25 protein-coding genes are annotated in these 25,149 nt (G+C 62.0%); 10 read left to right on the plus strand and 15 right to left on the minus strand.

Annotation, left to right across the window (positions count from 1 at the left end; genetic code table 11):
- The first annotated feature begins 134 nt into the window (after nucleotides 1–134).
- From SB749_RS12445 to SB749_RS12455, 3 genes are read left to right on the plus strand one after another with little or no spacing between them, the layout of a single operon-like run.
- Nucleotides 135–695: a hypothetical protein gene (locus SB749_RS12445; protein WP_410710587.1), complete on the plus strand. Its 561-nt coding sequence runs from the start codon at nucleotides 135–137 to the stop codon at nucleotides 693–695.
- On the plus strand, nucleotides 692–1,081 hold the full coding sequence (locus SB749_RS12450) for a BlaI/MecI/CopY family transcriptional regulator (RefSeq protein WP_235346629.1): 390 nt from the start codon (nucleotides 692–694) through the stop codon (nucleotides 1,079–1,081). Before SB749_RS12445 ends, SB749_RS12450 begins: the two co-directional genes overlap by 4 nt.
- Nucleotides 1,078–2,061: a M56 family metallopeptidase gene (locus SB749_RS12455; protein WP_410710588.1), complete on the plus strand. Its 984-nt coding sequence runs from the start codon at nucleotides 1,078–1,080 to the stop codon at nucleotides 2,059–2,061. Before SB749_RS12450 ends, SB749_RS12455 begins: the two co-directional genes overlap by 4 nt.
- A 606-nt stretch (nucleotides 2,062–2,667) precedes the next feature.
- On the opposite strand, the gene SB749_RS12460 is transcribed toward SB749_RS12455, so the two are convergent.
- A complete protein-coding gene (locus SB749_RS12460) occupies nucleotides 2,668–3,252 on the minus strand; it encodes a rhodanese-like domain-containing protein (RefSeq protein ID WP_410710589.1) in 585 nt (194 codons plus the stop codon).
- A 114-nt stretch (nucleotides 3,253–3,366) separates the two neighbouring features.
- Entirely contained in the window at nucleotides 3,367–4,755 is a 1,389-nt protein-coding gene (locus SB749_RS12465; RefSeq protein WP_410710590.1) for an MBL fold metallo-hydrolase, read from the minus strand.
- Nucleotides 4,756–5,251: 496 nt separating this feature from the next.
- Here SB749_RS12465 and SB749_RS12470 point away from each other — a divergent pair, with 496 nt between their 5' ends.
- Nucleotides 5,252–5,509: a metal-sensitive transcriptional regulator gene (locus SB749_RS12470; protein WP_410710591.1), complete on the plus strand. Its 258-nt coding sequence runs from the start codon at nucleotides 5,252–5,254 to the stop codon at nucleotides 5,507–5,509.
- Nucleotides 5,510–5,573: 64 nt separating this feature from the next.
- Here SB749_RS12470 and SB749_RS12475 read toward each other — a convergent pair whose 3' ends face one another.
- The 9 genes from SB749_RS12475 to SB749_RS12515 form a co-directional block, all read right to left on the minus strand.
- Entirely contained in the window at nucleotides 5,574–6,344 is a 771-nt protein-coding gene (locus SB749_RS12475) for a sulfite exporter TauE/SafE family protein (protein WP_410710592.1), read from the minus strand.
- Between the two features lie 68 nt (nucleotides 6,345–6,412).
- A complete protein-coding gene (locus tag SB749_RS12480; protein ID WP_410710593.1) occupies nucleotides 6,413–7,798 on the minus strand; it encodes a rhodanese-like domain-containing protein in 1,386 nt (461 codons plus the stop codon).
- 60 nt (nucleotides 7,799–7,858) lie between these two features.
- A complete protein-coding gene (locus SB749_RS12485) occupies nucleotides 7,859–9,055 on the minus strand; it encodes an FAD-dependent oxidoreductase (protein ID WP_410710594.1) in 1,197 nt (398 codons plus the stop codon).
- Between the two features lie 164 nt (nucleotides 9,056–9,219).
- Nucleotides 9,220–9,963: a GntR family transcriptional regulator gene (locus tag SB749_RS12490; protein WP_410710595.1), complete on the minus strand. Its 744-nt coding sequence runs from the start codon at nucleotides 9,961–9,963 to the stop codon at nucleotides 9,220–9,222.
- A gap of 507 nt (nucleotides 9,964–10,470) precedes the next feature.
- Nucleotides 10,471–11,964, minus strand: a complete 1,494-nt coding sequence (locus tag SB749_RS12495; protein ID WP_119296825.1) for a multicopper oxidase family protein — start codon at nucleotides 11,962–11,964, stop codon at nucleotides 10,471–10,473.
- Nucleotides 11,961–12,227 (minus strand): SHOCT domain-containing protein, encoded by a 267-nt coding sequence (locus SB749_RS12500; protein WP_410710596.1) that lies wholly within the window; start codon nucleotides 12,225–12,227, stop codon nucleotides 11,961–11,963. The genes SB749_RS12495 and SB749_RS12500 overlap by 4 nt, the downstream gene beginning before the upstream one ends.
- A 309-nt stretch (nucleotides 12,228–12,536) precedes the next feature.
- Nucleotides 12,537–13,892 carry an MBL fold metallo-hydrolase gene (locus SB749_RS12505; protein WP_062862453.1) on the minus strand — a complete coding sequence of 452 codons (1,356 nt, stop codon included), beginning with the start codon at nucleotides 13,890–13,892 and terminating at the stop codon, nucleotides 12,537–12,539.
- Nucleotides 13,893–13,945: 53 nt separating this feature from the next.
- Nucleotides 13,946–14,365: a DUF302 domain-containing protein gene (locus SB749_RS12510; RefSeq protein ID WP_062862454.1), complete on the minus strand. Its 420-nt coding sequence runs from the start codon at nucleotides 14,363–14,365 to the stop codon at nucleotides 13,946–13,948.
- Between the two features lie 63 nt (nucleotides 14,366–14,428).
- Nucleotides 14,429–14,686: a metal-sensitive transcriptional regulator gene (locus SB749_RS12515; protein WP_062862455.1), complete on the minus strand. Its 258-nt coding sequence runs from the start codon at nucleotides 14,684–14,686 to the stop codon at nucleotides 14,429–14,431.
- Nucleotides 14,687–14,810: 124 nt separating this feature from the next.
- Here SB749_RS12515 and SB749_RS12520 point away from each other — a divergent pair, with 124 nt between their 5' ends.
- The 4 genes from SB749_RS12520 to SB749_RS12535 all read left to right on the plus strand — a co-directional run bounded on the left by SB749_RS12520 (nucleotide 14,811) and on the right by SB749_RS12535 (nucleotide 18,005).
- Complete coding sequence (locus tag SB749_RS12520) at nucleotides 14,811–16,190, plus strand: MBL fold metallo-hydrolase (RefSeq protein WP_062862456.1); 1,380 nt, start codon at nucleotides 14,811–14,813, stop codon at nucleotides 16,188–16,190.
- Between the two features lie 40 nt (nucleotides 16,191–16,230).
- Nucleotides 16,231–16,533, plus strand: a complete 303-nt coding sequence (locus tag SB749_RS12525; RefSeq protein WP_119296827.1) for a rhodanese-like domain-containing protein — start codon at nucleotides 16,231–16,233, stop codon at nucleotides 16,531–16,533.
- Between the two features lie 78 nt (nucleotides 16,534–16,611).
- On the plus strand, nucleotides 16,612–17,235 hold the full coding sequence (locus SB749_RS12530) for a rhodanese-like domain-containing protein (RefSeq protein ID WP_062862458.1): 624 nt from the start codon (nucleotides 16,612–16,614) through the stop codon (nucleotides 17,233–17,235).
- On the plus strand, nucleotides 17,232–18,005 hold the full coding sequence (locus SB749_RS12535; protein WP_410710597.1) for a sulfite exporter TauE/SafE family protein: 774 nt from the start codon (nucleotides 17,232–17,234) through the stop codon (nucleotides 18,003–18,005). The genes SB749_RS12530 and SB749_RS12535 overlap by 4 nt, the downstream gene beginning before the upstream one ends.
- A gap of 228 nt (nucleotides 18,006–18,233) precedes the next feature.
- Here the strand turns inward: SB749_RS12535 and SB749_RS12540 are convergent, their stop codons facing one another.
- From SB749_RS12540 to SB749_RS12555, 4 genes are all read right to left on the minus strand, one after another.
- Nucleotides 18,234–18,857: a recombinase family protein gene (locus SB749_RS12540; RefSeq protein WP_119296828.1), complete on the minus strand. Its 624-nt coding sequence runs from the start codon at nucleotides 18,855–18,857 to the stop codon at nucleotides 18,234–18,236.
- 125 nt (nucleotides 18,858–18,982) lie between these two features.
- A complete protein-coding gene (locus tag SB749_RS12545) occupies nucleotides 18,983–20,137 on the minus strand; it encodes a TniQ family protein (RefSeq protein WP_188950326.1) in 1,155 nt (384 codons plus the stop codon).
- On the minus strand, nucleotides 20,134–21,051 hold the full coding sequence (locus SB749_RS12550) for a TniB family NTP-binding protein (RefSeq protein ID WP_166826448.1): 918 nt from the start codon (nucleotides 21,049–21,051) through the stop codon (nucleotides 20,134–20,136). The genes SB749_RS12545 and SB749_RS12550 overlap by 4 nt, the downstream gene beginning before the upstream one ends.
- Nucleotides 21,045–22,721 (minus strand): Mu transposase C-terminal domain-containing protein, encoded by a 1,677-nt coding sequence (locus SB749_RS12555; protein ID WP_129701449.1) that lies wholly within the window; start codon nucleotides 22,719–22,721, stop codon nucleotides 21,045–21,047. Before SB749_RS12555 ends, SB749_RS12550 begins: the two co-directional genes overlap by 7 nt.
- Nucleotides 22,722–23,039: 318 nt before the next feature.
- Here SB749_RS12555 and SB749_RS12560 point away from each other — a divergent pair, with 318 nt between their 5' ends.
- Nucleotides 23,040–23,858 carry a hypothetical protein gene (locus SB749_RS12560; RefSeq protein WP_410710598.1) on the plus strand — a complete coding sequence of 273 codons (819 nt, stop codon included), beginning with the start codon at nucleotides 23,040–23,042 and terminating at the stop codon, nucleotides 23,856–23,858.
- Between the two features lie 3 nt (nucleotides 23,859–23,861).
- Nucleotides 23,862–24,974, plus strand: coding sequence for a hypothetical protein (locus SB749_RS12565; RefSeq protein WP_410710599.1), 1,113 nt, complete (start codon nucleotides 23,862–23,864; stop codon nucleotides 24,972–24,974).
- Nucleotides 24,975–25,149: the final 175 nt, after the last annotated feature.

The raw sequence follows: 25,149 nt of genomic DNA on the forward strand, positions 1-25,149 counted from the left end.
CCTTGAAAATGTCGGGTTGGGAGTCGGATCGGCACGCATTCGAGGCAGCGTGCCATGGACCTTTACTATTTAGCATAGTATACTAACTTCCATAGTAAACGTTTTGTCCGAAGCTGCGCAACGAAGGGGCCCTCATGCTGTTCTCCTACCTCTCTGAGGCGGCCCAGTCGCTTCGGATATGGGGCACCCGCCGCATCGTCGTCGCCATCGCGGCGGCCGGTGCTTCCGTGTTCGTCATCGGATTGTCCACGGTGCTGATTCCCAACTCCTTCTTCTCCAGAGACATCCCTCCCGAGTGGTGGGACTACCCGGTCTGGATTCTCATGTCGGTCCTCTTGGGCCTACTCATTGCCACCTATGTCCGCGAGCCCGGCCCTCGCAGGACCGGTTCCCGTGGGAACAAAGACGTTGCCGATGCGGGCGACGATGACTTGGTCGATGAGAGGGCTGAACGTCGCGGCGGCACCTTCGGTACCTTGGGCGGCATGCTCGGGTGGTTCGCCGTCGGATGCCCCGTGTGCAACAAGATCGCGCTTCTGGTGCTCGGCTACACTGGGGCTCTCACATACTTTGCGCCGTTGCAGCCTGTGCTGGCGGTGCTGTCGGTCATCCTGCTGCTGGTCGCGGTGGTCGTCCGCCTCAAGGGGCAGTTCTCCTGCCCGGTGCCCAATCGTGAAAGGAGCCGTCTGTCATGACATCAGCGTCGGATTCGACTGAGAAGTCATCACCGATTCGCCTCGGTGCTCTCGAGCAGCAGGTCATGGACCTGTTGTGGGACGAAGGGTCGTTGACGGTCAGGCAGATCATTGAGGACTTGGACAATGTTCCCGCCTACACGACGATCGCGACTGTGCTGACGAACCTTGAGCGGAAGGGCCTTGTGCGGCGTGAGCGACAGGGCAGATCGGTGCTGCACCGTCCGATCATCAGCCGCGAGGAGCATGCGGCGACGCTCATGCAGAAGGCGCTTCTCAACGGGGGAGACAGGGCGGCATCGATCCTGCACTTCGTCGAAGGCATCGGAGCCGAGGACGTCGAACTCCTGCGCAGCTATCTCAACTCCAAGGACGAACGCGGATGAGTCTGCTGCTCATCGGCGCCGGCGCAGTCGCTCTGTTCGCCCTCATCTCCTTCATCGGTCCTTTTCTCGTGAGAACGGCCGCGCCGGTTCTCATGCGAGTACCGCGACTGGCTGTGTATGGGCTCCTGTTGGTGTCCCTGATGTGGTGGGTCGTCGTGGCAGCGTTGAGCCTCATGGCGGCCTCGCTGTTCAAGGGGCCGGATGTTCTCCCCGTTCCCCTTGCCGATGTGTGCCAGCGGTGCCTCATCGCAGCCAGTCCGTTCCCCGGGCTGGCGCAGGTCGACACATTGGTCCCGGTGGTCCTCTTCCTCATCTTCCCTCTTGTGCTCTCGGTGGTCTCCATCGTCTGGGCGCTGCATCAGCGGACTCGTCGCAGGCGAGCGAACTCGGCTGCAGCCCAGCGTCTGCGTCGGGACTCGGCGGTCGCCGATATCGATGGCCAGTCCCTGCACGTCCTCGACCAGCAGACTCCATTCGCGTTCTCGCTGCCACAAAAATACGGCGGAGTGATCATATCCCAGGCGCTGCGCGTGAGCTTGGACAAGAATGAGCTCGCCGCTGTACTCGAACACGAAAGAGCCCACGTCGAGGGCGGACATCACCGGATCATGGCAATAGTCGACACCTTCGTAAGACCGTTGAATTTCGTTCCCCTGTTCGCCGAGGTGGCCGCCTGCGTTCCCCTCTACCTTGAGATCGCTGCCGACGATCGAGCGCGGCGAACCACCGGGACAATGCCCCTGGCCAGCGCCCTGCTCAAGATTGGGCAGCCTTCGGGTAAGCCCGGTCACCTCAGTGGACCCTATGCCCTCAACATCGCCGGACCCGACAGGATTCGCCAGTTGGTCTCGCCCGCTAGTATGGCCGCCGGGGTGCCGCCCGTCATTGCTCTGGCCAGCGTGATGGCCGCCTTCATCGCGGTCTTCTCTTCGGTGTTCTACTCCTACGCTGCCGTCCTAACCACAGGATGCAGTCTTTAGTTAGTCGGGGCTGATGCAAGGAGAGGTGACAATCTGACCTGACCTACAGTGTGGTTTCCACTTGGTATAGCTAGTCGATGGCCTTTATGAGAGGCTCAGCACTATGCCACGACCGTATCCGATGGACTTCAGTGCATGGCTTGCTTGATGCTGGTCAGCAATCTCCATGCCACGGCCGCGTAGCTGGATGATCTGGTCGTGGATCGAAAGCCACGGCTTGAGTGGGTGCACCATGCTGGTCACCGTACCGGAAATAAATCCGGCCCACTCCCGGAAGTAGCTCCGAGGCGGGCCGAACGATTGGTGCAGTCATATCACTGGCCGCCCACTATTTCCTACTGTTTGCAACTATCTCTTGCTACCCCTCGACGGGACTCGAGACTCGTCGATAGTCCCCGCTTTCCGAGGGTCCTGCCTCACACAAATTCCCCGCCAAACTCTTCACCCGGGAACATCCCGAATTGGAGGTTGCGCCGACGACGAAAAGCGAGGCGGCGATTGTGGGGTGTTCAGGAGGTATAAGGGTAGTTTCCAGGCCCGGACCAACGCGACCCGGGCCCGGGGCTCGGGAGGAAACCCGTTGACTGCGGGCCATGCAGGTGTGTTCTAGGACTTCTTGGGCGGAAGCTGGGCGATGACCGATTCACGGGTCGGCTCGTTACCGGTTTTGTTCCACGGCATCTTGGCCAGGGCCTTGCCCATGGCACAGGTGTTGGTGACTGCGGAAAAGGTCAGGCCCGCCCCGATGACCCCGGCGACCGTGCGGATCTGTGGGGACAGGAACCTCCCGCCGGCCAGCCCGGCGATCACGAGGGAGCCGGCGGTCATGCGCACCTGGCGTTCCAGGTCCCAGCGCTTGGACCCTTCAACGGTTCGACCGCCGGCCTGCTTGTAGGCTGGGACACCGCCGGCCAGGACATGGGCATTGCCGAAACCGACCGACGCGAGGTTTGTCTTGGCTTCGGTGGCGCGCACGCCGGACTGGCAGACCAGCACCACCTTGGTGTCAAGCTTCGAGGCAAGTTCCTCGGTGTGTTCGGCCAGCAGCGGCAGCGGCACGTTGTAGGAACCCAAGATGTGCCGGGATTCGAATTCGGCGGCGGAGCGCACGTCGAGCACCACGACGTCGGAGCCGGAAGCGATCCAGTCCTTGAGTTCTTCGGGGCTAGTGGTCTGGGGAACGGGGTTCATGGTGTGTGGGCCCTTTCTGCCGGGCTTGGTGCCCGGCCGGTCTCGCATCCGAAAAGGAGGACGCGGGACCGGGAATACGTGGGATTTGTGGTTGCGTGGTGGGCGGTGGAGAAATTAGGCGTTCTGCATGTGCTTCCAGCCGGCGTAGCTTCCCTCGAGCTCGACGACGTTGAACCCGGCACGGCGCAGCGCGGAAGCGGCCACGGAGTTGCGGACCCCGGACTGGCAGTAGCTCACGATCACGCCGTCGGCCGGAAGCTTCTCGGTGTGCCAGAGGACCCGTCCGGCGTTGAGCTGGACGGAACCGGGGATGTGCCCGGCGGTGTGCTCGGTCATGTGGCGCACGTCCAGCAGCAGGGCGGCATCAAACCCAGCCATGTCGTCCGGGGCCAGGGTCTCCGGGACATAGGCCGGCAGGCCGTCCAGGGACGTGATGTATCCGGCGACCTTGTCGATGCCCACACGAATGAGGTGGTCCCACATTCCAGTGGCGGTCTCGCTGTCCGGAGCCAGCAGCACCAGCGGGCGCTGGTCCGTTTCCGGGTCCATGGCCCACGCGCCATAGCTTGCCGCCTTGTTGCCGGCAGGGATGTTCAGGGCCCCGGCGGCGGTGCCCTCGTGGACCAGAGTGTTGTGGCGGGTATCGACCACGCCGATCTCGTCGGCGGCCAGGGCGGTCGCGACGTCCCCGGTGGCCAGCTCGGCCAGCGGGGTCCGCTCGCCCAGGATCGCCGGGCCCTGGAGATTTTCGCGTTTCATGCGGCCGAAGTAGGCGTGGGCGTCGGGCTGCCCGTCGAGCAATGCCTCAACGAAGCCCTCCTCATCGTTTGCCTCGAGGTAGTTGCTCCACCAGGCGAAGTTGCGCTCGTAGCCGACTGTGGAGGACGGGATTGCACCCAGCGCTTTGCCGCAGGCGCTGCCCGCGCCGTGGCCCGGGTAAACCTGCACGTAGTCCGGCAGAGTCAAGAACTTGTCCCGAAGCGAGGCGAACAAATCGTGCGCCCCGGCGAATCGGGTGTCGGTACCGCCGGCGGCCTCGTCGAGCAGGTCCGGGCGCCCCAGGTCCCCGGAGAAGACAAAGTCGCCCGAGAGCAGGAAGCCGGGCTGGTCGCTGAAGGCGCCGTCGGTGACCAGGAAGGAGAGGTGCTCGGGGGTGTGACCCGGGGTATGCAGGGCCTGGACGCTGATGTTTCCGAGCCTGATGGCGTCCTGGTCGAGGAGGCGTTCCGCCTCGAACCCGTACTGCCAGTCTTCCCCGCCTTCGCCCGAGACGTAGATCTCTGCGCCGGTAGCCGCGGCCAGCTCCCGGGTGCCGGAGAGGTAGTCGGCATGGACATGAGTCTCGGTGACGGCGGTGATCTTCATGCCGTTTTTCGCGGCAAGGTCCTGGTAGACCTGGATGTCGCGGCGGGCGTCCACCACGAGGGCTTCACCCTTGGCCTGGCAGCCAATGAAGTAGCTGGCCTGGGCCAGATCTTCGTCATAGATGCGTTCGAGAAGCATTGGTTCCCCTTGTTGTTGGTCGCGGTTGGTTCGCCTACCCTTCATACCCCTAGGGGTATGAAATCCATAACAAACAATAATACCCCTAGGGGTATGCGTCAAGTCATTCGCTACCTGAACCCCGAAGTCACTTGCCTCACGACGGGGCCGGGGCTTAGTGGCCAAAGAGACGTGCGAAGAAGCCGCCTTCCTTGCTGGGCCCTTTCTGTACGTTCGAGTCGTAGGAGCAGCGCTCATTGCGCGGCACGTGAGCCATGACCTGTTCGACGTGCTGGCCGCATCCGGCCCAGGTGGTTTTTTGGCATTTGCGGCACTTAGTTGCTCGGCACATGTGGTAATTCCTTCGGTTTGGGATTGTCGATGGAGGCTCGCTTGCCCCGTGGTACTTGATTATGTCACATACCCCTAGGGGTATCTAGAATCCACCGTCGACGATACCCAGGAAACCCCCTGGGGTATATAGTTGAGAAAACCAACACCCTGGAGGAACCCCATCATGGAACTTGAAACGGACACCATGAAGCCCGTCATCAACAGGCTCAAGCGCGCCCAAGGACAGATCAACGCGGTGGTTCGTATGCTGGAGGAAGGCAGCGACTGCCACACGGTTGTCACCCAGTTGTCCGCCGCTTCCAAGGCCATCGATCGCGCCGGGTTTGCCATCATCGCCACAGGACTGGAACAGTGCCTCAAAAGCGAGGACCCCACGGCCGACCGTGCCGACATGGAAAAGCTCTTTCTCTCGCTGGCCTAACCGTCGCATGGCATATTCCTAGCCGAATCGTTCAGCTCCCGAGCTGGCCTGTCACTTTACTAATTCAGCTGAGAAGCTGAATCGTCTCCTCGGCTACAACGACAGCAGCGATGGCGAGGACGAACACACCGAAGCCCTTGCGCAGTCCACGATCAGGAATCTTGCTGCTCAACCAGAAGCCGACAAATGACCCGATGACCGCGACACCGGCAATACTTAACGCCAGCGCCCAGTCCAACGACGTCGAGAGCGCGTAACCTGCCAGACCGGAAGCGGACTGCATGGTGATCACCAGCAGAGAGGTCGCCACTGCACTGGTCATGGGTAGTCGGGCCAGAAGCGCCAAAGCAGGAACAATGAGGAAACCTCCGCCCGCGCCGACGAAACCGGACACTAGCCCGACCACGACACCGGTGATAAGAATCTTGACGATCGGTAGCTGTTCGCCTTCGTCATTGTCGTGTTGTTGCTCTCGGCGGCCACGGATCATCGCAACAGCTGCGACGATCATCACTGCGGCGAAGGAGAACATGAGGATCACCGCCGGTACGTAAGCTCCTACCCGGCCGCCAACAAAAGCTCCCACCATGGCAGCGAGGCCGAAGATGACGCCAGTTCGCCATCGCACTCGCTTCTTCAGTGCGTGCAGGATCAAGCTGACTATCGAAGTGACACCGACAATGAGCAATGATGAGGGAATTGCCTGGACCGGTTCCATGCCGGTGATGTAGGTCAGCACCGGGACAGCGAGGATAGCGCCACCACCACCGAGCAGTCCCAGAGAGATGCCGATGATCAGGGCGAAGGCGAAAGTGATGATGAGTGAGAAGTCCATGAGCTCCGAATTTCCAGCAGAAAAACGCATCCGGCGGACTCATCCGCCGGATGCGTATGAGTACAGACCTACTTCTGGGCGGCCTGCCAGCCGAGGTAGCTGCCCTCGAGCTCGACCACGTGATGCCCGGAACGACGCAGTGCGCTAGCGGCGACTGAATTGCGCATACCGCTTTGGCAGAACGTCACGACGGTTCCGTCTTCCGGTAGCTGGTCCTGGTGCCACAGCACCCGGCCTGCACTGAGCTGCTTCGCCCCCGGGATCGACCCGTCTGCGAATTCGGAGGCGTTGCGAACGTCAAGCAAAAGATCGTAGTCGATGGACTCCAGATCATTTGGCGACACCAGTTCAGGCACGACAGTGGGCAGTCCGTCGAGGCTGGTGACATAGCCGTCCACATCGTCGATGCCGACCCGGATCAAATGGTCCCACAGCATTTGGGCGATGTCCTGGCTACCAGCGAGGAGCACGAGCGGCGGCGAATCGGACTCGGGATCATAAGTCCAGGCTGCGTGTGTGGCCGGCTTGTTGTAGGCCGGGACGTTGATCGCACCGGGCACGGTCCCATTGTGGACTTTATGCTGGTCGCGGGTGTCGACGAACACTACACTGCCGTCCTCAACGTTCTTCTTCACAGCCTCCGTTTCGAGTTCGGTCAGCGGTTCCCGGTGCCCGAGGACACGGGGTCCGTCGCGGTTCTGGCGTTTCATGCGTCCGAAATAGGCTGGGGCGTCGGGCTGGCCGGCCAGCAGTTCGTCGATGAATCCTTGCTCGTCATCGTCGGTGACATAGCGGCTCCACCAGGAGAAGTTGCGCTCGTAACCGACCGTTGTCGTTGGCACAGCTCCGAGGGCCTTGCCACAGGCGCTACCGGACCCGTGCGCCGGATAGATCTGAACATAATCTGGCAGAGCCAGAAGCTTGTCACGCAGACTGGCAAACATCTGCTTGGCACCTTCGTAGCGGGTATCAGCCCCTCCTGCGGCTTCGTCCAGCAAGTCCGGACGACCCAGATCACCAACGAAAACAAAGTCTCCGGTGAACAAGTACCCGGGTTCATCAGCAGCCGCCCCGTCGGTGAGTTTGAGACTCAGATGCTCCGGAGTGTGGCCGGGCGTGTGGTCGACGGCGATGGTGATGTTGCCAATCGTGATGGTGTCACCATCGTGAAGGCGCTGCCCTTCGAACCCGTACTGCCAGTCCTGGCCTCCTTCGCCGGAGACGTAGATGGTGGCTTCTGTGGCCTGTGCCAGCTCACGGGTACCAGAGAGGTAATCGGCGTGGATATGGGTCTCGGTGACATGTTTGATGCTCATGCCGTTGGACTTGGCTAAGTCCAGATACACCGAGATGTCTCTACGAGGGTCGATGACGATGGCCTCGTTCGTCTGCTGGCAACCGATGAAGTAACTGGCCTGGGAGAGGTCTTCGTCGTAAATGCGTTCCAGTAACATGGTGTTTCCTCCGGAAGAATCTAGTTGTTACGTGTGCGTTGGGCGTAACGGGCGAAGCGCTTAGGCACGTCCCTTGAGGATGAGGTTCCAGTACATGGCGGGCAGTCCATAGCGCTTGAGGTACCACATGTCCCGCCGTTCATGTGTGGTGTCGATGAGCGGGATGCTCGGTGCCGGTTGCATGCTGTAGTCAAATTCGGCCAACAGCATGGTCCGGCGTGATGTTGTCAGCGGGCAGGAGGCATACCCTTCGTAGCGCGCTCTCAGCGGACGACGTTCCATGGTGGCCAGAAGATTGTCGACCACGACTGGGGCCTGCTTCCTAATGGCGGCACCAGTCTTCGAGTTCGGTGACGAGCCGGCGTCGCCGAGAGAGAAGATCTCGGGCCAGCGCACGTGTTGGAGCGTGTTGGGGTCGATCTCGACATAGCCATTTGGGTCATCCGCCTTCGCCACCGGGCTGGCCTTGATCCAGTCAGGAGCTGACTGCGGGGGTACGACGTGGAGCATGTCGTAGTTGACCTCATCACTGCTCTCATTTGCATTGTCCGTGATGGTCACCGTCTGTGCGGCTGGGTTGATCTCGGTGACTTCGCTGCTAAGTCGCACTTCGATGCCGTACCGTTTGACCACCTTGTCAAGCTCCTTGGAGAACACAGGAACGCCGAACATTGCCGGAGTCGGCAAGACCAGTACGATCCGTATCTGGTCGAGGACGCCTTGCTGGCGCCAGTAGTCGGCAGCGAGATAGGCAATTTTCTGCGGTGCTCCGGCACATTTGATCGGCCCGGAGGGCATCGTGAAAACGGCAGTGCCCTTGCGCATGCCCTTGATGAGCTTCCATGTCTTCGGCGCTAGGTCGAACAAGTAGTTGCTCGAAACGGTTGGTGTCCTTATAGCCTCGGCCATGCCAGGGATCCGATCCCAGTCGAGTTGGATCCCCGGGGACACAACGAGGTAGTCGTAGCTGACTTCGGTCTCGGAAGCTAAGGTAACGGTGTGCTCGTCCGGGTGGATTTGGGCCACCGCGTCCTTGATCCACGCCACTCCCTGCGGCATGACCTCCGCCTGCGGGTGCGCACTCTCGCTACGGTCAGCCATCCCACCGCCGACAAGAGTCCACAACGGCTGGTAGTAGTGTTCGGCTCCCGGTTCGACAACTGCAATGTCTTTCTGGCCGGCGTTACGCAAACGTGCCGCCACACTGAGACCGGCATTGCCTCCGCCGATGATGACGACTCTATGGTGAATGCCCATGAATGCTACCCCCTGATTTACTGAAGGTGGTGCCACCGATCGGGTTGATGACGGTGGCATTTAACAGTGCAATTCGAAATCAAAATGTCTGCAGACTCTTAATGTACGTACATTCTGTGCGTTTGTGAACCCCCTTGGGACTCAGGCTGTACCAACAGGAGGGATCAAGGATAGGTCGTCGAAACGGAAAAGCGGTCACCGCGGATGACGGTTTGCCTCCACTCGATGGCACGGTCACCGATCCGACCGATTCGCTCAATGTAGAAAGCAGCCGCCCCAGGGTCGCAGCACAGCGCCCGAGACTGCTCGGCATTGAGATTGATCGAGTGCAGGGTTTCATTTCCCGACGTCAGAGTCAGCCCGCAGCGGCGTTGCAGCGATTCGTAGAGGGCAGTGTTGCTCAGGTCCATGTCGAGGACTCCGCGCGCTTCGGGGGCCAGCCAGACCTCGTCTTCGGCCAAAGGTTCTTCATCGGCGTATCGGGTTCTGGCGATATGGACGAGTTCAGTCATCGGCTCAAGGCCCAGATGGACTGCCGCCTGGGACGACGTCGACATCTCCGCAGAACGGATAGTACTACGCTGAGTCATCCCGGCGCTTCTGACAGCGGCGAATAAGCTGTAGATGGGACCGTACGCGTGCTCTTCGGAAACATGAATGACTCGGGAGGGACGACCCGGCTGGGAGGCGACCGTCCCGTTGCGGCGCAACGGAGTCAGCGCGGCCCTGATGGTTGAGCGACTGACGCCGTACTGTTTTGACAGCTCGAATTCGCCGGGGAAGATGTCACCGAAGTCTCCCGCACGTATTCTTCTTTCAAGATCGTCGCGAACTGCTACCCACAATGGTCGTCGGGGTTGTGGCCGGGAGCCATCTGTTGAGGAGGTGCGCCCTGATGAATAGTTCATGGCTTCAGTGTGCCCGAATTCGATTCAACGGGGTTTCACCGCCCGGGTTGCATGCCGTTGATCACGAATAGGGCGTCGCGTCTTCGACCCTCGGCTGGAGCCGCCAGCATGGGCGGATGCTGCGGCCTTTTGATCAATCGTGACGCACCACTCTGATCGAGTACGATCTCGCGTGCGCCCACGCTGACCGTCGCCGAAGCCCCGTGTGGACTGCCTGGCAAGCCAGCAAGAGCCGCTCCTTGCTCACCACCCGGGCGACTGTGATGGCACGGCGTGTCCAGTGACAGACAAACGGGAACAGAATCACAACAACTAGGAATTGTCGCTGCCTGTCATTTTCAGAAGTCGGCTGCACGGAATGTCCGAAGTCGGCTGCACTATCTGCTGGAGGCCGCGCTCTGATCGACGACCCTGCTGATCTTGTTCTTCGGCGCTTCCCTCATTTTTTCGCCTGGCGGCGCAGGGCACGGAGCACTGTGTCGCCACGGTCGTCACCGCACGTCGCGGTCAGCGGGCTTCTACGGTGCCCATCATGCCCTGGTCCTCGTGGTCGAGGATGTGGCAGTGGTAGACGGTCTTCCCGGGAAAGTCCTCGAAGGCGATGAGGACTTTTACCTGGCTGCGGGCCGGGACGTTCACTACGTCCTGCCACCTCGGTTCGGAGAGGTCGCGGTTTCCGTCCTGGACGATCTGCATGGGCCATACGTGCAGGTGGATGGGGTGGTCCATGGGACTGGAGTTTTTCAGGGTCCACTCCTCCACGGTCCCGGCCGCCACGGGGGTGTCGACCCGGTCGGGGCCGAACTCCTGGCCGTTGATGGTGAAGGCCATCATCGTGGTGTCCCCCTCACCGCCCCCACTGCCCATCATGGCCCCGCCGCCCATGCCCATGGCGAAGTCCAGGGTGCGGCGGGCGGTGATCAGCTCCCCGCGCAGATCTCGCAGGCCCGGTCCTTCAGGCACAGGTGGAGGTTTTTGGACGGGTGCTCCGGACACTGTCAGAGTGAGCAGCTCGACCGGCTCGCCGCTACCGGTCTCGTTGTCACCCATCATGGTCCCGCCCATCATGGCGTCCATGCCGCCGCGGTCCACCGGTGCGGCGACCAGCGTGGAGGAGCCCTCGGTCGTTTCCACGAGCATCTCGATGCGGTTGCCGGGGGCCAGCACCACTTCGGTGATGTCCTCGGGGGTCGGCAGGCGGCCGAGGTCGCGGCTGAGCACCCGCACCTGCTGGCCCTCCAACCGCAGTCGGAGGTACCGGGAGGGGCAGGCGTTCACGATTCGCCACCGTTCCCGCTCCCCGGGCGCGGCGTTCAGTTGCGGGCGGACCGCTCCGTTGACCAGCACGACCTCACCTTCCCGGCCCATCATCTGTTGCATCTGACTCACCTCGGCGAGGTTGCCCGAAGCATCCAGGGTCAGATCCGAGACCACCATGACCCGCTCCCGGGTGACCGGGACCGGCTCGGTGTCCTCAACGATGATGGCCCCGTAGAGTCCAGCGGCGACCTGATCGGCCACGTGGCCGTGGCGGTGCGGGTGGTACCAGTAGGTGCCCGGCGGATGGTCGGCGGGCAAGGCGAACTCATAGTTGAAGGACCCACCGGGTGCGATACTCACGAACGGGTTATCGCCGTTGCCTTCCGGGGAAACGTGCATCCCGTGCACGTGCAGGTTCGTCGGCGCCTCCAGACGGTTGGTCATCGCAACCCGCACTGTATCTCCGGGTGCCACGCGCAGAGTCGGGCCGGGAAGGGAGCCGTTGAAAGCCTTCACGGATGCCTGCTGTCCGCCGACCTGGATGCGTGTCTGGGCGGCGGTCAGGTCCAGTTCCAGCACGCCTTCGCGGCTGGCCAGCACCTGCGGTTCGATCAGGTCCTCACCACCGGTGTACCCGCGGCCGCCGGTGGCGGTCCACCACAGCCCGGTCCCGCCGACGACGGTGGCACCGGCCCCTGCCGCGCCAAGCGCCAGCAGCTGCCGGCGGGTCAGCGGGCTCACCGGCCGTCATCTTCGAGGGTCTGCAACCGTTCGCGGTACTCCTCGGCGCTCAACTCGCCGCGGGCGTAGCGCTCCTGGAGGATCTCCCGCCCCCGGCCAGGATCCGCGCCGGGGGCACGACCGTGATCGGGTGCGCCGGTGTTCGAGGATCTGCCGGAGAGGGTCTTTACCAGCACGACCACCAGCACGATTACCCCGGCGAGCACCAGCGGCCCGAAGACCCACATCAATCCCATACCACCCATACCGCCGCCGTTCATCATGATCGTGCTCCTTCTCTCTGGTCGTGCATGGTCAGATCTTCAGTCCTATGTGTCTCTTGCCGGTATGTGTCAACCCAGTTTTGACCTCTCAAGCCTTGGGCAGCGGGCATTTCCTGCTCACCACCACCGGGATGGACCGTGTGCTGCAGGGGCCCCGCCGATGGAGACGGCGGCGATCCCAGCTTCGGTGGCTTCTTCGATCGCGGTCGCTAACCGGGCTGGGCCTGTCCGAAGCGCAGCAGCAGCGAATCGGGCACGGAACAGCAGAGCCTGGTGAGCCAGCGCGAAGGCTGTCGCTGTGAGGAGCGGTTACGATTCGGCCATGGGCAGGCCGACACTTTCGGCCTCGTTGAACATGGCGTCGATGTGGACCACGTCTTTGCCGGCGCGCTGCAGCAGGCTCGCGGCGATGCCGGAACGGTAGCCGGAGGCGCAGTGCACCCACAGCCGCTGTGGCGGGACGTCGCCCATCCGGGACGGCAGGTCATGGACGGGGATGTTGACGGCCCCTCGAATGTGGGAGGTTTCGAACTCGTCGGTGCGCCGCACGTCAAGAATGACTTCGTCACCGGTGCTGCCGCGGGGAACCTCATCCCAGCCAACCCGGGGATACTTGGCGGTTGGCACTCCATGGGCCCATTCGGCCGGGCCGCCGCCGGTGGCAGTATCGGGGGAATCGATGCCGATCCGGGACAGGTCCCGGATCGCGTTCTCCACATCTTCGTGCGTACCGAGCAGTGTCAGTTTGTCGTTCCAGGGCAGCACCCAGCCCAAATATCCGGTGAAGCTGGACCCGTCGCCATATTCGAAACTGACGGACCCATCCAGATGGTTGCTGGCGAAAGCGACCCGGTTGCGCAGGTCGATGACCCATTCGCCGTCGTTGAGGCGGCGGCCGAGTTCGCCGGCGTCGACCGACTCTGGCACTGTCAGGTCCGCGGGACCGGGGCCTTCAATGTTCAGGGGGCTCATGTGTGCGTAGTAGGCAGGGTAAGCGCTGAGGTTGGCGATCAATTCCGAAACGAAGTGGTCCTCGTCCGGATCTGTCAGAGCATGGTTGTCCCGGGCCTGCTCGCCGATAGTGGACGAATCAACCTGGGCGGCAGGCCCGCTGGAGCAGAAGGAACCGAACCCATGGGTGGGATACAGCGGGGCGTCCTGGACGGCTTCGGCAACGAGCCGCCGCGCCGAGGCGTACTGGTTCCGGGTGAGGGTCTCGGTGTCATCGTCGCTGACCAGGTCGGTGCGCCCAACGGAGCCATACAGCAGACTCCCTCCGGAGAAAACCGCCTGCCCTTGACCATCGCTGACGATATAGGACAGGTGGGTGTGGGTGTGCCCGGGCGTGGCCACCGCCTTGACGGATAGATCGCCGACCTGGAAGACCTCCCCGTCGGCAACCGGGGTCCGTTCGTAGTCGACGGGGTCGGCGGCGTTGACCAGATACTCTGCCCCGTGAGCCTTGGCGAGCATCAGCCCGCCGGTGAGGTAGTCGTTGTGGATGTGGGTTTCGGCAACGTGGGTGATTTTCACCCCCGCATTCCGGACGGCGGCTTCGAGCCGGTCGGTATCGCGCTGCGGGTCGATCACCAGTGCACTCGTGCCGTCGTGGACCAGGTAGCTGCGGTCGCCCAGTTGCGGGGTGTCGATCGTGATGACGTCCATGGGATGCTCCTTCACTATGGGCACTGTTCACGCTGATGGAATAGGTGGGGTTCCTACGCTCCGGCGGCGGCCGGCAATTGAGCTAATGCGGCGCGCAGCCGGGTATCGGCATCGTCGGCCACTTCGCGGACAGCATCGGTGTCGCTGAGCTCGACCATGGTTTGCGGGTCAATGGCTTGGACCACCGTGGTGCCGGCTGATGGGCCGCGGCGCACGACGACGTTGCACGGCAGCAGCGCCCCCAGATCCGGCTCGGCGGTGAGGCCGCGCTGGGCCAGGCCGGGGTTGCAGGCACCCAGGATGACGTAATCGCCGAGCGCCTCTGCGGCCTCAGCGCCCAGCTTGCTCTCGAAGGTGGAGCGGACGTCGATTTCCGACAGGACGCCGAACCCCTGTTCAGAGAGGGCCTCCTTGGTCCGTTCCACGGCGTCGGTGTAGGAAAGGTCGACGGTGATCGTGTGGGTGTAGCTCATCTGCTGCTCCTTGCTGGTTGTACCTGCAGTGCTGCTTGACGATTCGTGCGGGCGGGGGTGCTGTTAGGCGAGGGAGAGGAACAGTTTTTCCAAGTCCTTCTTATCGATACTGGGGTCCTCCTGGCTCATGCACTGCTGAAGCCCGCTGGCGATGATGGCAAATCCAGCCTTATCCAGCGCCCGCGATACGGCGGCAAGCTGAGTCACCACATCCTTGCAGTCACTGCCGTTTTCGAGCATCCGTGTGACGGCACCAAGTTGTCCCTGTGCACGCTTGAGCCGGTTCACGACCGGGCCCAGATCTGTGGTGTCGAGTTGCATTGTTCCTCCATAGTCTTTCGTGCTTGCCTTCAATTGTATACCCCCAGGGGCTTATTGCATACCCCCTAGGGTATGTGTAAGACTGGCTTCATTCCCACCAACGACAATCCTTTGGAGGACGATAATGATCGTGAATCAGTACTACCTCGGCTGCCTGTCCCATGGCTCCTACCTGATCGGCGATGAGAGAAGCGGTCAGGCGGTCGTCGTCGATCCGCGGCGCGACATTGGCGAGTACCTCGCCGACGCGGCGGCGAACAACCTGACGATCACCGGGGTGATCAATACCCACTTCCACGCCGACTTCGTCGCCGGCCACCTTGAACTCGCCCAGGCCACCGGCGCATGGATCGGCTACGGCCGCCGAGCAGAAACCGAATACGAGATCCGCACCTTCAGCCACGGCGATAAGGTCTCCCTCGGTGAGGTCGAACTCGAGATCCTGGAGACTCCCGGGCACACCTGGGAGTCGATCAGCGTACTGGTACGCGAACAGTCCGGTGCGAGCCCGGATGCGGTACTCACCGGCGATGCATTGTTCATCGGCGATGTCGGCCGCCCCGACCTGGCTGCCGCCGTCGGCGCCGACCCGGACGAGCTGGCACGTGCCCTTTACGCGTCGATCCATGATGTGCTGATGAAGCTTCCCGACGACGTGCGTGTGCTGCCGGCCCACGGCGCCGGTTCCGCATGCGGCAAAAACCTTTCGGATGAACTCGAGTCCACTATCGGTGCGCAGCGGATGATGAACCTCTCCGTCCAGCCGATGGGTGAAGACGAATTCGTTGCCATGATCCGCAGTGGACAGCCGGCCATCCCGGAGTACTTTGCCGTCGATGCCGTACTGAACCGTCAGGACCGCCCCTTGATCGGCGCCGCCAGTGACCTCCGTGCACTGTCCGTACGGGACCTGCAGGATGCCGCCGCCCGCGGCGCTCGGATCCTCGACACCCGCTCACCGGAGGACTTCGCCGAAGGCCACCTCGCCGGATCTCTCAACGTCGGACTCGACGGACGCTTCGCCGAGACGGCCGGCATGGTCATCGGATCAGATGAGGAGATCGTCCTTATCACCCACGCGTCACGTGAAGAAGAGGCCGCGATGCGGCTGGGCCGGATCGGCTTCGACCGGGTGGCCGGTTACCTCAACGAACCGGCACGCGCCTTCACCGAACTCGGCGACATTGTCCAGCGGGGAGAACGCGTCGACGTCGAAACCTTCGACACAGAACGCCAAAACGAAGGGGCCACGGTTCTCGATGTCCGCAATCCCGGTGAAATCGAAGACGGCGCGGTGCCCGGTTCCGTGCGGATTCCGTTGGCAGAACTGGCGCAGCGCCACAACGAAGTCCCCGCGGACCGGCCCGTCCTCGTACACTGCGCCGGCGGGTGGCGCTCCAGCGTCGGCGCCAGCACCCTGCGAGCCCTCGGCCACACCAACGTTAAGGATCTGACCGGTGGCTACAGCGCCTGGACAGCCACTCACGAACCATCCAACGCCTAAGAACACCGGGCAGCACCATCACCGGAAAGGAAATACCGCCATGTCCGAAATCACCACCGCAGAGGCCAATGCACGCCGCAATACTGCGACCATCCTGGACGTACGTGAAGAGGCTGAAACCGCCGAAGGCATGATCCCCGGCGCAGTGCACATCCCGCTCGGCCAACTGGCATCCCGTCTTGGAGAACTCGATGCGGGCCGGCCGGTCATCACCGTCTGCGCCAGCGGAAACCGAAGCGCCCACGCGGCCGTGGACCTGCTGGTCGCAGGTTTCCGCGCAGACACGATGGCCGGCGGCATGACCGCCTGGGAAACCGAAGGTCGACCCACCCACAAGCCCTAAAAAGGCGCATCCACCCATCCCGGCGGTCCGCCGCCGGTCCTTGCCGGCGGCGGGGACACCTTGAGCACAAAGGAAAGTATGACTACTTCAACACAACCTAAACCCACGATCGATACCGTGGGCGCGGCAACGCTGCAGTCCTGGATCGACACCGACGATGACCTGATCGTGTTGGACGTGCGCAGCGGAGCCGAATTCGAAACGGTGCATATCCGCGGCTCATACAACGTGCCGCTGCCGCTGCTCTCCGAACACGCCGATGAGCTCGCAGGGCGGCTCGGCCGACGCACCGTACTGGTCTGCCAATCCGGCACGCGTGCCGAACAGGCACGGCAGCGCCTCAACGGCGCCGGCGTGGAAGCCGCCCATGTATTGACCGGAGGCATTCCCGCCTACGCGGCCGCCGGCGGCGACGTCGTCCACGGCACCCAACGCTGGGACCTCGAACGCCAGGTCCGCCTGGTCGCCGGCTCCCTCGTCGTGACCGGGCTCGCCGGCGGCAAGTTCCTCTCACCGAAATTCCGCATGCTCGCCGGGGCCATCGGCACCGGACTGACCTTCTCCGCCGCGACCAACACCTGCGCCATGGGCAAAGCACTGGCCGCAATGCCCTGGAACCGCGCGGCTCAGGAGCCAACCCGCGAAGCAGTCATCCTGCAACTGCCCTCCCGGGGACCGGCACCGCAGACCCAGGCTTCATGATCGCCGCCGCCCTGGCCCTGGGACTGCTCGTCGGAGCGGTCCTGGGCCTGGTCGGGGCCGGCGGTTCCATCATTGCCGTTCCCGCGCTTGTCTACGGCGTGGGAATGAGCACCCACGACGCCATCCCCACCTCACTACTCGTCGTCGGACTCTCCTCCATAGCCGCCGTCATCCCCCGTATCCGCACCGGTATCAGCTGGCGTATCGCACTGCCGGTTGGGGCCGCCGGCATTCCAGCGGCATGGGGCGGAGCCGCCGCCGGCCGGCTCCTGAACGAAGAGGTGCTCCTTCTCGCCTTCGCCGCCATCATGGTGGCCGCCGGGGCCCGGATGCTCACCAAGACACCAGAGATAACCGGACACTGTGGCTCCGATCAGGGATCCTTCCTGCGATCGTGCTTACCCAAGGCAGCCGCCGTCGGACTTGGGATCGGTTTTCTCACCGGACTGCTCGGCGTCGGCGGTGGCTTTCTCATCGTTCCGGCACTGACGCTGTTCCTCGGTCTGTCGATGTCGCAGGCCGTCGGAACATCACTGGTCATCATCACCATCAACGCAGCAGCAGGATTCAGTGCCCACGCCACCGGCTTCACCATCGACTGGGTCCCAACACTGGCCTTCGCAATTCCCGCCATCGCCGGCTCGCTCGCCGCGAGCCGCCTGTCACACAAACTCAACAGCAAACACGTTCGCACCGCCTTCGCCATCCTCGTGTTCGCCGTCGCCGCCATCGTGGCGGTGAGCACCATTATCGGCACCATCGGCGGCTGACGATTCGCCGCTCCTTTCGTTTCACCGCGCTCAGCGACTGTCCCAGTGCCGTAACCGCCACCGGGGTTGATCGATGCACCAACCGCATCTGCAACTAGTAAGCAAACCTGGCACTGGATTTCAAGCAACTGGGTGCGGTGTCGGACCTGCAAGCGGTAGAGAGACACCTGCCTGTGAAGGGGACCCTCCGTGCCGCTGGGCGCCGGCCCATACAGTCGTACTCAATATTCACTGCGCCCGGCTTCGGGAGAGCAATTTAGCGCCGTCAGGCCTTAGTTCTCCAGTGGGCGAGACGTGCCGGTACAGCGTCTGCCGGGTGATGCCGAGTTCTTTGCAGAGATCACCAACCTTGGTGTCGGGCTGACCCATGGACGCTTTCGCCAGGCGGACTTTGGCGGACGTCATTTTGTAGGGCCGGCCGCCTTTTCTGCCCCGGGCGCGGGCCGATGCCAAGCCGGCCATGGTTCGTTCGGAGATGAGTTCGCGTTCGAATTCGGCCAGGGCGGCGAAGATCCCGAAGACCAGTTTGCCGGAGGCGGTGGTGGTGTCGATCGCTGCACCCTGACCGGTGAGGACTTTGAGCCCGATGCCGCGCTCGGTGAGGTCGTGGACGATGTTGACCAGATGGCGCAGGTCCCGACCGAGCCGGTCCAGCTTCCACACCATTAGAGTGTCCCCGTCCCGCAGGGACCGAAGGCAAGAGACCAGCTCGGGGCGGTCCTCTTTCTTGCCGGAGGCCTTGTCTTCATACAGCTGCGCAGGCTCGATGCCGGCGGCAAGGAGCGCGTCGCGCTGCAGGTCAGTGGCTTGGGAGCCGTCGGCTTTGGAAACGCGCATGTAGCCGACCAGCATCAGGTTTCTCCTCCATCATTTATACGTTCGTTTACGTGACATGAGAACCGAAGTATCGCCGCCACATAAAATTTGTCACTTTACCCGTTACTTATTCTATGTCGTGCAGACCCCGCTAAAAGCAGTTAATGTGACAGAAATTCGAGAGGGATGCCAAGTTCGGCGAAATCGTTCCGAACTCGGTGGACGTGCTCGTCGTCGTCGCTGCGGTAGAGCGTCATGAGATTGAATAGCTGGCGTGCGCTGTCCGGGTTCTGCTTGGCATCCTCGACGGCGTCGTGCAGGGCTTCGTTAAGGGATTTCGGGCATCCTGTTGTTACCAGTGGCTTGCCAGGATCAAGAGAGGTGTCGGGTTCCGGGAGGAACAATGCGGCATCGCGGCCCAGACCCGTCAGGTGACCGTTCTCGAGCACGCGCATTGCGATGGCTGCGGCTTCGAGGGTCCGCGTCTGCCTCTGCAGGGTCTGCGCTTCAAAGGGCCGCCACATCGCTTGACCGGCTCGCACGGGATATCCCGCGCGCTGCCACACCTCGCGCGTCAGCCGCTGCGCGGCACCGCACTCGCTCATGGTTGCACCAAGCTCATCGACCACAGTGCGCAGCAGCCGGAACCACGTGCCGGCGTGGATGCGATGCCGTGGAAGGTCGACTACTCCGGCTGTCAGGGCTTGCCACGTCCGGTCGTCCATGCGCCGGATCGCCAGCGAGGCTCTCTGCGGTTCGGGGGCGCTCGATGGGTCGCGCCATGCGTAGTAATGGCCGGGCGGACCGTCGTGGTGCTCAAGCCAGCAGTGGTGGACGGGGCAGGAGAGCATCAGTGGCAGCGACCACACCACGAGGTAGGGGTGAGGAGACGTGGAATCTCGCACACATTGTGGGCAGGTTCGGTGGTGTCGGACAGCGGCGGTCGGGACCCATGCTCGCCACGAGCTCACCGTCCGGCGACGACGGTTCCTCTCGGGCAAGAGAACGGTCAATTGCCGGATGTAGGTGCTGAACGCGTCGGGGCCAGGCTCGACGTCGTCCAAGAGCCACGGGGTGTACCCGCTGATGCTCATGCCGTGAATCCGATCGGAGCTGACTCCGGTTTGGATCGCTAGTTGCTCGATCAACCCCTCCGGTGGGGCCAGGTCGAGATCCGTATCGCGGTCGAGGGAGTAGCCGATATCGAATGCAAGATCATCGACGGTGATCCCATACCCGTCGGCGATCCGGTGCAGCCATGAGGTGAGGGCTTCACCCGGAATCGGCCGCGGATGGATCGGCCAGCGGGCGGTCACATCAGCTCGCGTTCAAACAATCGCCGCCGCTCTGTGGGGCCAACGTAGTCGGCCATCGTCAGCGTCCGGTGGTTGATCGTCTCAGCGCCGGACTCGACGGCCGCGACCGCGGCCGCGGTCAGCAGGTGCGCAAGCTCACCGATCGTTCCTTCACTGCGGGCGAGCAAGTACTGCGTCATGTCGTCGGTCTCGATGCGGGAGGGCCGCCGCAATGGGAAGGCCGCCGCGAAGCTGGCCAACAGCGACCGGGCGTCCTCGCCTGCCTTCCAGACAGGCAGCACGAACGGCTCGAACCGATTCTCCAGTTGGTCGTCCGAGCGTATCGCCAGGTATGCCTCACGGGTGCCGACTCCCACGAGCGGGATGCGCAGCTCGTTGCCAAGGAATCGCAAGAGGTTCAAGAACTCTCGACGGACGTCACCACGTCCAGCAAGCACATTGTGCAGCTCATCGATCACCAGCATCTGCACACCGACCTCGCGCAGTAGGGAGAGTGCGAGGCGCTCGAGCTCGATCACACGAGGGCGCGGCCGTAGCGGCGCGCCGAGGGCTGCGAGGATTGCTGTATAGAACCGCAACGGGGACGGCTCCGAGGGCATCTGAACGCACAGCACCGGGATGTGTTCCCGATCCAACTCAGTCGTGGGCAGGTGCTGTCGACGGAATCTCTCGATGATCATGGACTTGCCGTTATTCGTCGGCCCCACCAGCAGCAGGTTGGGCATGCGTTGCTTCCGTGGCCACCCGAGCAGCGTTTCCAACCGCCCGACAGCCTCGACGGCTTTCGGGTAGCCGATCCAGCGGTCGGCTCGAATCCTGTGGACCCGCTCGGCAGCTGGCAGCCGCGCCGTCGACTGTGCAGATGGATGCAGATGCGACAGATCCGGTGGCTGGTCCTCGTCGACTGTCACCATTGTTCAATCTCCTCGAAGCGGGCCGCAGGCCGCATCGCGCCCGGTTCCGGCGCAGTCGCCGGCGGAGCCGGTGTCGGCGCGGGAGACGCCTTTCTCGTGGTTCCCGCGTGATTACGGCGTTCAGCTTCCCGGCGGGTCCGCTTGGTGGTCTTCTCGGCGGTCTCAGAGATGTGACGCATCTGTTCGATCATCCGAAACAACGCGACCTCGTCGACTTCGGCGGCACCGCGTTCACGCAGTCGTGCCAGCGCCTGCCGGTGCTCCCACACGCTGACAGCAGGATTCGACAACGTCCGATAGGGCACCTCTAGGTATTCCTCGCCCTCAGGGTCCAGCACCCATATTCGGCTGATGTCGCGCGGGTCTCGGCGGATGATGAACTGTTCGAGACTCTCGCGACGCGCGATCCAGGGCTTGAGCACGTTGGCGAAATAACGCACGTGATCGATGACGAATCCGGTACGCGTCAGCTTCCGCCGGATCACCGGCAGGAAATCCACCAAGAACGCTGTCGGATTCGCCGTGACCACAGGAGAGCCGTCCGCGAGGACACCCTCAGCCCAGCGCCCAGCCGGAGTCAGGCCCAGCGTGCTGTGGACGGTGCCGTGGTACGCAGCCACTGCCAGGCTCAGCCACTTCTCCAGTTCGGCAAGAGTCAGTGCAGCCATTTTCTCGGAGTCATACCGGCCACGCTCACCTGGGTCCGAGAACGTCGTGCCTGGCAGCTCGTGGATCTCGCGCATTGCCGTGCCGATGACGCGTTCTACGATCCCGCCGTAATGCGGCTGGCCCAGCGGCCGGTAGTCCAGTGCGATGCCGTGCTGCTCACACCCACGGGTGAGTGCCTCGCTCTTGAACTCGGCGGCGTTATCGACGAACAACGCCTTCGGCTTCCCGCTCATCGGCCAGTCTGCTTCGATCCCGAGTCGTTCCAGCCGGGGCCGTTTATCACCGGTTGCGTGAGCTAGGCATAAGCCCACAGACACCGCCGAGGGCGGCTCCAAAGTCACGACCATGCCCACGAGACAGCGACTGCACACATCGATCGCCAACGTCAGATATGGGCGGCCGACAGGCTTCCGTTCCCGCTCATCGACGACGATCAGATCAATGACGGTGTGATCGATCTGTACCTGGTCCAAGATGGATCCGATCGCTGGGACGTCATCACCGGCCGACTGCAAGGGCCGCACACTGTCGGGCCCTTCTCGTCGCCGACCGACTGCTATCGGATTCATCCGTGCGATTCGCGTCTCGACCGTGTTCCGCGCCGGCACCGGCAACCCCCGCACAGCACAGACTCGGGCGATCTCGCGGTGCAGCGAAGCGATGCTTCGCTTCTGTCGCGTCAAGTACCGTGTGCGGACAAGCTCGCGAATGACCTGCTCGACCGGCTCCGACAGCCGATTACCACCCCTGCCACCGTCGGACCGTCGGCTGGCGAGATCGGTCACCAGACCAGAGCCCTGACGGTAGCGTTCCAACAGCACGTACACCTGTCGGCGAGAGATTCCCAGCTCGACGGCGGCTTCATCGGCAGCAGCCACCCCAACATGGTCACGCTCGGCGAGATTGCCGATCACTTCAGCACGCAACCGAGTTTGCTCCCACTGAGCATCCGACATCGTTAAATGCCCCGGCGACGGGATCCCGTATGGTTCTTCGTCCATCCCTGCCTCTCCTTTGAGAACAGGACTATTGAGCAAAAACGACTTTAGTGCACACGACTACTGAACGGCCAGCGTTCAACAGCCGACTGCACAACCCCCGAGAACACGGGGCCGGATGTGCAGGCGACTTCGGAAAATGACATGAGAATCCGCGAAACCCGGCCCACTCAGGCACGGTGTGATTTCCTCGTCAGTGGGACGTCTCACATCCCTAGGGTTGCAAGACGCACAGACGGGAAGTTCGTTTCCTCTAGTAGTGCGACCGTGCAGATTGAATTTGGCCCGGACACCGTCCGAGCGCTGTGTCATAGTTGCAATATGACTGAGTACCTACGCGTCGATGAAGAAGAAGTGCGCTCGCTTGGCACTGACTTGATTGGCTCCTGCTGGTGGTGTGGCGGCCCCGCCGATAGCCGCGAGCACAAGGTTAAGCGCAGTGCCCTAAAGAAATTGTGGACAGCTGAGGGCCTTGACCTGATTCAAGATTGGAACTTTGAAACTAAGCACAAGTTGAGAAGTCCCGGGAGCAATGCTGCCATGTTTTCGCGTACCTTCTGCCATTCTTGCAACGGCGCCAGAAGCCAGCCGTTCGACCGCGCGTATGACCTATATTGGGATTTCATCAATGAGAATGTCGATGCACTTACCTCCGCCATGTTCATCGATTTATCTGAGATCTACGGGGAGGAATGGGAGGCTAGATCGCAAGACCTCGGTCGGTACGCGATAAAGTCTCTTGCCTGCCGTTTTGCCGAGCATGGAGTAGATCCGCCACGGTCATGGATCGATTTCCTAGATGGTGATGCTCTCCGCGAGACTCGAATCAGGCTTGGCAGGTGGGAATACATGTCGTTGATAAGCCGTGCATTTCGAACCTCGAACGGAACTAGTTTGAACTGCGGTGCTGGACATCGAGGCGCTGCATGGTGGGTGAACACGACACGAGACGCACTCGCTCAATATGAAGCGATCGACTTCGTAAACGACATCACGACTCACGTGACTTGGTCCGCCGACAGCGGACTCGGTGAGGTTTTCTGGGACTGGAAAGTTTCACCACTCGAGATTGAGTACTCCACAGAACAGCAGATTGCTCATGCAGAGGTCGTAGCCACAAGGCTCTCAGAGGAGGAATGAACAATGAGTGAACGCAGGCAGACGAGGAGCAATAACACCTCCAACTCCTACCCACCCACCATCACGATCTATCAGAACCCTGACCATGTTGACGGGCTGCTGCAGCAGGCCTATCACGCACCTCTAATCACCGAAGAGAATCGTGAAAGGAGAGAAGAGAACACTGATCAATTTGGATCGGACGGTTCAGGGGGCGGCAAGGTCGGTGCCAAAGGCAGCGTCCCAGGAATAGGGTCGATCGAAGCCGGGATCAGCGCCGACTTCAACAAGCGTCGACAACAGGGGAGAATCGACGCAGGTGGCACCACATCCAGTTGGGTCTATACTCGGGCCTACTATCTGCATCTAGTTAGGGCATATTTGCGGGCGAACAATCTTCTCAAAACGGTAACGTGCAGGCGTGATGCTGAAGACTTGCAAGTCGGAGACTTTGTTGAATATCAGGCAACATTCACGCCCAATCAAGTGGCTGCTCTCCTGGACACTGCCACACCAGAGCTTGTCGCAAAAGTCACCCGCAGCATAGTACAAGCCAAAATGATCGATGGATTCGACGAGTGGCACGACTTTGAGGCGCGCCAGGGACATATAGCGAAGATAGAGCAAAAGTTGACGGCGGCAGATGAGGCCGCGAGAGCCATCACCGACGCGGTTCATGTTGATTTTCGAGCCGATAAGACGCGCGAATTTTACGGCAGAGTGGGAGCCGACGAAGAAGCTGTCACGATCATCACCATCTGCGATAACGAACACTTCACCATTAGCGATGAGGATCGTATACTGGACGGGCACTTTAGTGTCCTGGGCAAAGTTTCTGCCCCGGCGACCGAAAACCTGCCAGTTCTCAACCGCAACAAGGTCCTTGACAGGCTGAACCCGACAGCTGTAGACGCGATAGTCGATACACTCAACGAGACTCTGAATACGCAGAGCACCAGATTGACTGACAGAATCAATGCCGATTTTGACCAGGATATGGCTGTTGACGACGAAGGTAGCAACCAAGAGCACTCTTCGCTGAATGAACTCGACGCCTCCGACTATTTGAGACTTCGACTGGAGTCCCGAGTCCGGGGCACTTCTATTAGCGTCATTCCTATCGCGATCTATGTTTAAGCTCTAAGAGAGCCTGATCTGGATTGCCAGGTTCTCCCCAGCAGAACCTGGGCTACCCGGTATTCAACCGTCCGATGTCTCGTAACTGAAGTGTCCCATAACTCATGGGTTTCAACACAGATGTAACTCGTGGAAAAGGACTTCTGAGGTCCTTCAGGTGAGTCGTTTCAGTTAT

Source organism: Brevibacterium sp. SIMBA_078 (assembly GCF_046534565.1).
Classification (GTDB): domain Bacteria; phylum Actinomycetota; class Actinomycetes; order Actinomycetales; family Brevibacteriaceae; genus Brevibacterium.